This is a genomic window from Streptomyces hainanensis (genome assembly GCF_004348415.1).
GTDB classification, from domain to species: Bacteria; Actinomycetota; Actinomycetes; order Streptomycetales; family Streptomycetaceae; genus Streptomyces; species Streptomyces hainanensis.
Map to the genome: position 1 here is coordinate 1 of NZ_SMKI01000297.1, position 9,928 is coordinate 9,928.

The 9,928-nt window shown below is 74.7% G+C and carries 6 protein-coding genes and 2 pseudogenes; 3 read left to right on the forward strand and 5 right to left on the reverse strand.

Annotated elements, in window-relative coordinates:
- The 3 genes and pseudogenes from E1283_RS24290 to E1283_RS24300 form a co-directional block, all read left to right on the forward strand.
- On the forward strand, positions 1–1,593 hold a 1,593-nt coding region (locus E1283_RS24290; protein ID WP_132820266.1), incomplete at its 5' end, for an NADH-ubiquinone oxidoreductase-F iron-sulfur binding region domain-containing protein.
- Positions 1,590–2,576, forward strand: coding sequence for a 2Fe-2S iron-sulfur cluster-binding protein (locus E1283_RS24295; RefSeq protein WP_132820267.1), 987 nt, complete (start codon positions 1,590–1,592; stop codon positions 2,574–2,576). The genes E1283_RS24290 and E1283_RS24295, both read left to right, overlap by 4 nt.
- A pseudogene (locus E1283_RS24300) lies at positions 2,573–4,117 on the forward strand (aldehyde dehydrogenase family protein). The gene E1283_RS24295 and the pseudogene E1283_RS24300 overlap by 4 nt, the downstream one beginning before the upstream one ends.
- A gap of 20 nt (positions 4,118–4,137) precedes the next feature.
- On the opposite strand, the gene E1283_RS24305 reads toward E1283_RS24300, so the two are convergent.
- The 5 genes and pseudogenes from E1283_RS24305 to E1283_RS37470 form a co-directional block, all read right to left on the reverse strand.
- Positions 4,138–5,955, reverse strand: coding sequence for a glycoside hydrolase family 15 protein (locus E1283_RS24305; protein ID WP_132820268.1), 1,818 nt, complete (start codon positions 5,953–5,955; stop codon positions 4,138–4,140).
- 67 nt (positions 5,956–6,022) lie between these two features.
- The gene (locus tag E1283_RS24310) at positions 6,023–6,571 is read right to left on the reverse strand and encodes a GNAT family N-acetyltransferase (RefSeq protein WP_132820269.1); all 549 of its coding nucleotides are present in this window, start codon (positions 6,569–6,571) and stop codon (positions 6,023–6,025) included.
- Positions 6,572–6,636: 65 nt separating this feature from the next.
- On the reverse strand, positions 6,637–8,067 hold the full coding sequence (locus E1283_RS24315) for an NADH-quinone oxidoreductase subunit N (RefSeq protein WP_132820270.1): 1,431 nt from the start codon (positions 8,065–8,067) through the stop codon (positions 6,637–6,639).
- Positions 8,064–9,554, reverse strand: coding sequence for a complex I subunit 4 family protein (locus tag E1283_RS24320; protein WP_132820271.1), 1,491 nt, complete (start codon positions 9,552–9,554; stop codon positions 8,064–8,066). The genes E1283_RS24315 and E1283_RS24320 overlap by 4 nt, the downstream gene beginning before the upstream one ends.
- 6 nt (positions 9,555–9,560) lie before the next feature.
- Positions 9,561–9,928: pseudogene (locus E1283_RS37470) on the reverse strand (NADH-quinone oxidoreductase subunit L); the annotation flags it as partial.

Consider the following 9,928-nt stretch of genomic DNA (forward strand, 5'->3'; position numbering starts at 1 on the left):
CTCACCCCCCGCCCCCGCCGGGTGCTCCACGTCTGCACCGACCTCGCCTGCAAGACCGCCGGCGCCGACCGGCTCGCCGCGGCCGCCGAGCGCGAGCTCGGCGCGGCGGGGCAGGAGGCGGGCGACCTGCAGTGGCTGCGCAGCCCCTGCCTCGGCGTCTGCGAACGCGCCCCCGCCGCCCTCGTCTTCGAGGCCGGCGAGGTCGCCGCCGAGCAGGTGCTCGCCCCCACCGACGCCGACGAACTGCTGGCCGCCGCCCGCACCGGACCGAGCGTCGGCCCCGACCCCACGGCGCACGAGCCGCCCGTCGCCGCCTCCGTGCCCCAGGCCGGCGAGGCCGGGCTGCGGCTGCTGCGCCGGGTCGGCACCGTCGACCCCGGCAGCCTCGACGCCTACCGGGCCGCCGGCGGCTACACCGCGCTGCGCCGCGCCCTGACGATCGGACCGAGCGGCGTGATCCGCGAGGTCACCGACTCGGGGCTCACCGGCCGGGGCGGCGCCGCGTTCCCCACCGGGCGCAAGTGGGCGGCCACCGCCGGCCAGCCGGAGACCCCGCACTACCTGGTCTGCAACGCCGACGAGAGCGAGCCAGGCACCTTCAAGGACCGGGTGCTGCTGGAGGGCGACCCCTTCGCCGTCGTCGAGGCCATGACCATCGCCGGGTTCGCCGTCGGCGCCCGCCGCGGCTACCTCTACCTGCGCGGCGAGTACCCGCGCGCCCTGCACCGGATCCGGCACGCCATCGCCGAGGCCAGGCACCGCGGCTTCCTCGGCCACGACGTCATGGGCCACCCGGGATTCCACTTCGAGATCGAGATCCGACGCGGCGCCGGCGCCTACATCTGCGGCGAGGAGACCGCCATCTTCAACTCCATCGAGGGCTTCCGGGGCGAGCCGCGCAGCAAGCCCCCGTTCCCCGTGGAGAAGGGCCTGTTCGGCAAGCCCACCGCCGTCAACAACATCGAGACCCTGGCCAACATCCCGCTCGTCCTGGAGGAGGGCGGCGCCGCCTACGCCGGGATCGGCACCGAACGCTCCACCGGCAGCAAGCTGTTCTGCCTCTCCGGCGCCGTCCGCCGACCCGGCGTCTACGAGGTGCCGTTCGGCACCACCCTCGGCGAACTCCTCGACCTGGCCGGGGGAGTGGCCGAGGGCCGCAGCCTGCGCGCCGTGCTGCTCGGCGGCGCCGCCGGCGGCTTCGTCCGCGCCGACGAACTGGACCTGCCGCTCACCCTGGAGGACGCCCGCGCCGCCGGCACCACCCTCGGCTCCGGCGTCGTGCTGGCCCTCGACGACCGGGCCGACCTGGCCGACCTCCTGCTCCGCATCGCCGCCTTCTTCCGCGACGAGTCCTGCGGCCAGTGCGTCCCCTGCCGGATCGGCACCGTACGCCAGGAGGAGGCCCTGCACCGGCTGGTGCGCTCCCGCGACCCGGCCGACACCTCGCTGCTCCGCGAGGTCGGCCAGGTGATGCGCGACTCCTCCATCTGCGGGCTCGGCCAGACCGCGTGGAACGCCATCGAGTCCGCCCTCGACCGCCTCGGCCTGCTCACCGGCACGGACGGAACCACGAGCCCGGGAGGAACCCCGTGACCGCCATCGACCTCGGACTCCCGCGCCGCATGGTGGAGTTCACCCTGGACGACACCACCGTGCTGGTCCCGGAGGGCGCCACCATCCTGGACGCCGTCCGCGCCACCGGCGGCGACCTGCCCACCCTCTGCCACGGCGACACGCTCACCCCGGCCAACGTCTGCCGGCTGTGCATGGTCGAGGTCGAGGGCTCCCGCACCCTGGTGCCCTCCTGCTCCCGCAGGGCCGAGCCCGGCATGGTGGTGCGCACCGCCACCGAGCGGGCCAGGCACAGCCGCAGGCTGGTCCTCGAACTGCTCGGCTCCGCCTCCGACCTGTCCACCACGCCGAACGTCGCCGACTGGATGGCCGAGTACGGCGCCGAGCCCGCCCGCTTCGGCCCGCCCGCCCCGCCGCGTACCGGCCCCGCGAGGCCCGGCGAACACGAGGAGACCGACGGCGCCGCCGCGGCGACCGTCGGCCAGCCGGCCACCGTCGACAACGACCTCTACGTCCGCGACTACGGCAAGTGCATCCTGTGCTACAAGTGCGTCGACGCCTGCGGCGACCAGTGGCAGAACACCTTCGCCCTCACCGTCGCCGGGCGCGGCTTCGACGCCGGCATCTCCACCGAGTACGCGGCCCCGCTGCCCGACTCCGCCTGCGTCTACTGCGGCAACTGCATCGAGGTCTGCCCCACCGGCGCGCTCAGCTTCAAGGCCGAGTACGACCACCGGACCGCCGGCACCTGGGACGAGTCGGCGCAGACCGAGACCACCACGCTCTGCACCTTCTGCGGCACCGGCTGCTCGCTCACCCTCCACGTCCAGGAGATGCCGGACGGCGCCCAGGAGATCGTCAAGGTCACCTCCCCGCACGACAGCTCCGTGACCCACGGCAACCTCTGCATCAAGGGCCGCTTCGGCTGGCAGCACGTCCAGCGCACCGGGCCGCCCGTCCAGGACGTGTCCGACGTCGAGACGGGCCGGGGAGTCGAACTGTGACCGGCTACCGGCTCAGGCGGGGCGCCGACTGGACGGACGCGCTCGCCCACGCCCTGCGCGTCGCGCCCGAGGCGTTCCACGACGACCGGGCCCTCAACCTGCACGCCGGCGGCTGGCACCCCGACGGCGTCCCGGCCCCCGCCACCAGCCCCGTCGACGGCCGCGCCATCCTCGGCCCACCGGCCCTGGACGCGTCCGCCGCCCGCGGCGCCGTGCTGGCCGCCCTCGACCAGCACCGGGTCTGGAGCCGGCTGCCCCTCGCCGAGCGGCGTGCCAGGGTCGCCGGCGCGGTCGACGAACTCGCCGCCCACCGTGACCTGTTGGCGCTGCTGCTGGTCTGGGAGATCGGCAAGCCCTGGCGGCTGGCCCGCGCCGACGTGGACCGCTGCCTCGACGGGGTCCGCTGGTACCTGGACGAGATCGAGCCCATGCTGGCCGGCCGCGCCCCGCTGGCCGGCCCGGTCTCCAACATCGCCAGCTGGAACTACCCGATGAGCGTGCTGACGCACGCCATGCTGGTGCAGGTGCTGGCGGGCAACGCCGCCGTCGCCAAGACCCCGACCGACGGCGGCACCGCCTGCCTCACCCTGGCCTGCGCCCTGGCCGCCCGGCACGGCCTGCCGCTCACCCTGGTCAGCGGCGCCGGCTCCGAGCTGTCCCCGGCGCTGGTCGGCGCCCCGGCCGTGGGCTGCGTCAACTTCGTCGGCGGCCGTGGCGCGGGAAGCCGGGTGGCCGCCGCCCTGGCCGCCACCCGCACCCGGCACATCCTGGAACAGGAGGGCCTCAACTGCTGAGGGGTGTGGGAGTTCAGCGACTGGGAGCTGCTCGCCGGGCACGTCCGCCGGGCCTTCGAGTACGGCAAGCAGCGCTGCACCGCCTACCCGCGCTACGTCGTCCAGCGGGACCTCTTCGACGCCTTCCTCGCCGCCTACCTGCCGGCGGTCAGGGCCGTCGAGTTCGGCCATCCGCTGGCCGTGGCGCACCCCGAGGACGAGCCCCCCGACCTCGCCTTCGGCCCGCTGATCAACGACGCCAAGGCCAAGGAACTGGCCGGCTTCGTCGCCGAGGCGGTGGCCCGCGGCGGCGTCCCGCTGTACCGCGGGCGGCTCGCCGACGGCCGCTTCCTGCCGGGGCAGGACACCGCCGCCTACCTGCCGCCCGCCGCCGTGCTCTCCCCGCCCCCCTCCTCGCCGCTGCACCACCAGGAGCCGTTCGGCCCGGTCGACACCATCGTGCTGGTCGACACCGAGGCCGAGCTGCTGGCCGCCATGAACGCCAGCAACGGCGCCCTCGTGGCCTCCCTGGCCTGCGACGACCCCGCCACCGCAGGCCGACTCGCCGGCCAGCTCCAGGCGTTCAAGGTCGGCGTCAACGCGCCCCGCTCGCGCGGCGACCGCGCCGAGCCGTTCGGCGGCCGCGGCGCCTCCTGGCACGGCGCGTTCGTCGGCGGCGAACTCCTGGTGCACGCCGTCACCCAGGGCCCGCCGGGCGAACGGCTGCACGGCAACTTCGCCGACTACGCGCTCTACCCGCCCACCTGACGGGCGCGCCGGCCGCGGGCTCAGCCCAGCGCCCGGTCCAGGTTGAACGCCGCGCTGATCAGGGCGAGATGGGTGAACGCCTGCGGGAAGTTGCCGCGCTGCTCGCCGGTGTGGCCGATCTCCTCGGCGTACAGGCCCAGGTGGTTGGCGTACGTCAGCATCTTCTCGAACGCCAGCCTGGCCTCCTCGGGCCGCCCGGCCCGCACCAGCGCCTCGACGTACCAGAAGGAGCAGATGGAGAACGTGCCCTCCTCGCCGCGCAGTCCGTCCGGGCTGACCCGCGGGTCGTAGCGGTAGACCAGCGAGTCGGACACCAGTTCCTCGCCCAACGCGTCCAGCGTGGAGAGCCACTTGGGGTCGGTGGGGGAGATGAACTTGGCGAGCGGCATCATCAGCACCGAGGCGTCGAGCACGTCGTCCTCCTCGTGCTGCACGAAGGCCCGGCGCTCCGCCGACCAGCAACGGCGCATGATCTGGTGGTAGATGGCGTCCCTGCTCTCCCGCCACCGCGGGATGTCGGCCGGCAGCCCGCGGTGGATGGCCATCCGCATGGCCCGCTCGATCGCCACCCAGCACATCAGCCGCGAGTACAGGAACCGCTTGGGCCCGCCCCTGGTCTCCCAGACGCCGTCGTCCCGCTGGTCCCAGTTGTCGCAGACCCACTCCACCAGCACGCTGACCTCCTCCCAGCGGTCGCTGGAGATGGGCTGTCCCCACTTGTCGTAGAGGTAGATCGAGTCGATCAGCGCGCCGTAGATGTCCAGCTGGAGCTGGCTGGCCGCCGCGTTGCCCACCCGCACCGGGGCCGAGCCCATGTACCCCTCCAGATGGCCGAGTTCACGCTCGGGCAGCTCGGTGCGCCCGTCGATGCCGTACATGATCTGGAGCGGCCCCGTGGGCCCCGGCTCGCGCAGGCCCCTCCGTTGGGAGAGAAACGCCATGAACGAGTCGGCCTCCTCGGTGAAGCCGAGCCGCAGCAGCGCGTAGACCGCGAACGCGGCGTCCCTGATCCAGACGTACCGGTAGTCCCAGTTCCGCTCGCCGCCGACCTGCTCCGGCAGGCTGGTGGTGGGCGCGGCCACGATCGCGCCGGTCGGCGCGTAGGTGAGCAGCTTCAGCGTCAACGCGGAGCGGTGCACCATCTCCCGCCACCGGCCCCGGTAGCGGGACGCCGAGAGCCAGCGCCGCCAGAAGTCGACGGTGGTGGCGAACTCCTCCTCGGCCTCGGCACGCGGGCAGGCGCGCGGCGGTTCCTCGCCCTCGATCCGGTCCAGGGCGAACACCTCGGACTGGCCCTCCAGCAGCGTGAACCGCGACCACACGTCCCGCTCGTCGCCCTCGATCGGGGCGGTGGAGGTCAGCGCGAGCGTGAGGTCGGGGGAGGAGAAGACCGCCTGCCCGTCCAGCATGCGCAGGGTGTGCGGCTGGGCACCGTAGTCGAAGCGCGGCGCGATCCGGGCCCGGAACGGAACCGTGCCGCGCACGCACACCACCCGGCGGAGCAGCCGGTGCCGGTCGTCGTGGCCGTCCGAGCCGCCGTTGACCGGCATGAAGTCCTGAACCTCGCCCACCCCGTCGCTCGCGAAGAACCGGGTGATCAGCACGTTGGTGTCGGGGAAGTAGAACTGCTTGGTGCGGGCCGGCACGTCGGTCGCCAGTTCGAAGCTGCCGCCGCGGTCGGCGTCCAGGATCGCGCCGAAGACGCTGGGGGAGTCGAAGCGGGGGCAGCAGTACCAGTCGATGGTGCCGTCGATGCCCACCAGGGCGATGCTGCGCAGGTCGCCGATCAGGCCGTGGTCGGCGATCGGCAGATAGCGCGACCCGGGTCGCTCGGTCATGACCGCCCTCCTCCCGCTCCGGCTTCGAGCGTAGAACGGGAGGGGCGGCACGGCCTCCGGACAGGACCTAGTCGGTCACCGTGGGTCGATCGATCCGGTACACGTAGTGGGCGCGGTCGTCGATCGGGTTGTCCGGCGTCAGCTCCCCCTCGCCGACCCGCCGCAGGCCGGCCCGCTCCAGCGCCCGCCAGGACGCCCGGTTGGCCGCCACCACCGGCACCAGCACGCAGCTCGCGTCGGGCCGCTCCAGCCAGGTGCGCTCCAGTGCCGCGCGGATCATGACGGGGCCGAGGCCGCGACCGAGGAGGTCGGGCTCGCCGATCAGGTAGTCCAGGGTCACCGCGTCCACCGGCACCGGCACCACGGCGGCGAGCTCGGCCCGGTACTCCGGGTAGTCGGCGAACGCGCACCGCTGCACCAGGCCCGCCGGCCGCCCGTCGTACAGGGCCAGCAGGTCGTCGGACGGCTCCTCGCCCCTGGCCGCCGGCCCGAAGTCGCGGGCCACCGCCTCCGGCGTGGTCTCGTGGTGCCACCACCGTGCCACGCGCGGGCGTGCCAGCCAGCCCCCCAGCAGCGGGAAGTCCGACTCGGCGAGCCGACGAAAGGTGAACGTCATCTTCTGCTCCCCTCGGAAGATCATCACAACAGTCCTATCATCGTTGCGCCCGATCGGTGGTGGAATTAGCCGCCGAGCAGCGTCAGCACGGGGCCGCCGGCCAGGCCGAGGGCCAGCGAGCCGAGCGCGGTCGTGTACGCGGTCACGGCGGCCGACCGCACCGCGGGACCGTGCCGGGCGGCGGCCGGCGGGCCGAGCAGCGCGGGCGCCAGCCAGCGCAGGTAGTAGAAGAGCGAGGCCACGGTGTTGGCCACCGCGAGCGCGGCCAGCCAGGCGTAGCCGCCGTCGACCGCCGCGCCGAACACCTCCAGCTTGCCGAGGAAGACCGCCGTCGGCGGGGTGCCCACCAGGCCGAGCAGGCAGAGCAGCAGCGCGCCCACCAGGGCCGGCCGCCGGCGGGCCAGTCCGCGGTAGTCGTCGACGGTCCTGGCCCCCGGCAGCGCGCACACCACGGCGAACGCCCCCAGGTTGGTGAGCGCGTAGCCGGCCAGGTAGTAGAGGAGCGCCCGCTCGGACAACTCGGAACGGCCCGCCACGGCCACCGGGACCAGCAGATAGCCCGCCTGGCTGATGGTGGAGTAGGCGAGCAGCCGGCGCACGTCGTCCTGGAAGAACGCCGCCAGGTTGCCCAGCGTCATGGTGGCGGCGGCCAGCGCCGCGAGCAGCGCCGACCAGGGCACGTCGGCGGCCGCCACCCCGGCGAGCGGCCCGGTGGCCAGCCGGAACAGCGCCGCGAGGGCGCCCGCCTTGGGCAGCGTGGTCAGCAGCGCGGCGACCGGGGGCCGGCAGCCCTGCACCGCGTCCGGCACCCAGAAGTGCCCGGGCACCGCGCCCGACTTGAACAGCAGCCCGGCCAACAGGCCGACGAGGCCGACCGCCACCAGCCCGCCCGGCGCGCCGGGCAGCGCCTCGCGCAGCGCCGGATAGCCGGTGGTGCGCCCCGCCGCGAGCAGCAGCGTGACGCCGCCGAACATCAGCCCCCCGAGCAGCGCGCCGACCACGAAGTACTTGAGCGCCGCCTCGGTGCCCCGCCCGTCCGCCGCGAAGCCGGCCAGCGCGTAGCCGGGGACGCTGGCCAGCAGGTAGGCGGCGGCCAGGGTCAGCAGGTCGGCCGCGCCGGCGAGCGTCAGGGCGCCGAGGGCGGCCAGTTGGACCAGCACGTAGCACTCGGTCTCCCGCCGGTGGCCGCCGGTCGCCCCCGCCACCAGCGCGAGCAGCGGCAGGGTGCCGCCGAGGACCACGATCCGGGCGGTCGTCGTCACCGTGTCGATCGCGAAGGCCCCGCCGAAGGCGGTGGTCGGCGCGGCGACCCCGGCCTGCACGGCGGCCGCGACGATACCGGCCAGGCAGGCGAAGGCGGCGAGCAGCCCGACCGGCCACTGCCGGTGCCGGGGCAGCCAGGAGCCGAGCAGCAGCCCGAGGACGGCCGAGCCGGCGAGCAGCAGCTCGGGCAGCAGCGCCAGCGGGTTCTCGTCGGTCCCGGCCGTCCCGGTCATCGCGCCACCAGGCCGACCACCTCGCGCGCCGCCGGCTCCACCACGTCGAGGAACAGCCGCGGCGCCACGCCGAGCAGCAGCGCGAGCGCCAGCAGCGGCACGATCGCCGCCGCCTCGTGGGGCCGCACGTCGGGGAACGCCCCGACCCCGGCCGGCATCCGCAGCGGGCCGACCAGGATCCGGTGCAGGGCGCGGAGCAGGAGACCGGCGGTGAGCAGCACGCCGAGCAGCGCGAGGCCGGTCGCCACCGGCCTCGCCGGCAGGCTGCCGGCGAAGATCTGGAACTCGGCGACGAAGCCGGAGAACCCGGGCAGGCCGAGCGAGGCGAACACGGCGACGCCGGTCAGCGCCGCGAAGACCGGCGCCGGACCCGCGAGACCCGACCAGTCGGCCAGCGCGTAGTCGCGCCCCCGCGCGTACAGCGTCCCGGCGAGCAGGAACAGCGCTCCGGTGATCAGCGCGTGGCTCACCAGCTGGGTGACCGCGCCGCTCACCGCGAGCCGGCCGGCCCGCTCACCCGCGGTGCCGGCCGCGCCCACGGCCAGCAGGACGTACCCCATGTGGGTGACCGAGGTGTAGGCGATCAGCCGCTTCAGGTCGCTCTGCGCCAGGGCCACCAGCGCGCCGTAGAGCACCGAGACCACCCCGACGACCACGAACACCAGGGCGAAGCGACGCCAGGCCTCGGGGAGCATCGGCATGGCGATCCGCAGGAAGCCGTAGGCGCCCATCTTCAGCAACACCCCGGCCAGGATCGCCGAGCCGGCGGCCGGCGCCTGGGTGTGCGCCGGCGGCAGCCAGCTGTGGAACGGCACCGTCGGCGTCTTGATCGCCAGGCCGACGCCGATCGCCAGCAGCACCAGGGCCGCGTAGCCGCCACGGCCCTCCAGCGGCGGACGGTCGGTCAGCGCCGTCATGTCGAACGTGTGCGGCTCGGCGGCCAGATAGAGGCCGATGAAGCCGAGCAGCAGCGCCAGCGAGCCGAGGAAGGTGTAGAGGAAGAACGTCAGCGCGGCGCGGGCGGCGCCGGGACGGTGCCCCCAGCCGGCGACCAGCACGTACATCCCGACGATCGACAGGTCGAGGAAGACGAAGAACAGGATCAGGTCGAGGGCCGCGAACACGCCGAGGCAGGTGGTCTGGAGGAAGAGGAACAGCGCGGCGAACTCCCGCACCCGCCGGGTCTCGCGCCGCGAGTACACCGCGCAGGCCAGGAAGAGCACACAGGTGACGGCCAGCAGCGGCAGCGACAGGCCGTCGACGCCGACGTGGTAGCCGACGCCGGCCCCAGGGATCCAGCGCGCCTCGGCCTCGTACTGCGGGCCGCCGCCCGGCCGGTGGCCCGCCCACACCAGGATCACCAGCACGGTCTCCGCGGTGGCCGCCGCCGTCCACGCCCACCACGCCACCCGGGGCGGCACGGAAGCCGGCAGTGCCAGCAGCACGACCGCCACCGCCAACGGCAGGAAGACCAGCACGGTGAGCAGCACCCGTCACCTCACCAACGCCAGCACGACCGCGACGGCGGCCAGCGCCGCGACCGCCTGCGCCAGGTAGTGGTGGAGCAGCCCGGTCTGCGGGCGCCTGGCCAGCCGGCCCAGCGCGGCGCAGCCCGCGGCGGCGCCCCGCACCGCCGCGTCGAACACCCGGCGCTCGCCGACGCGTTCGGTCACCACGGCCAGCCGCCGGGCGGCCCGCGCGGTGCCGGTGACGCCGCGGTGCAGGACCCGGTCGTCGAACCCGGCCAGCGCGTGGGCCAGCCGGCACACCGGCGCCACGACGAGCCGGCGCGCCGCACCGTCGAGCCCCAGCCACCCACCACACCAGCGCCAGGCAAGGCCGCCGAGCGGCGGCCCCCGGT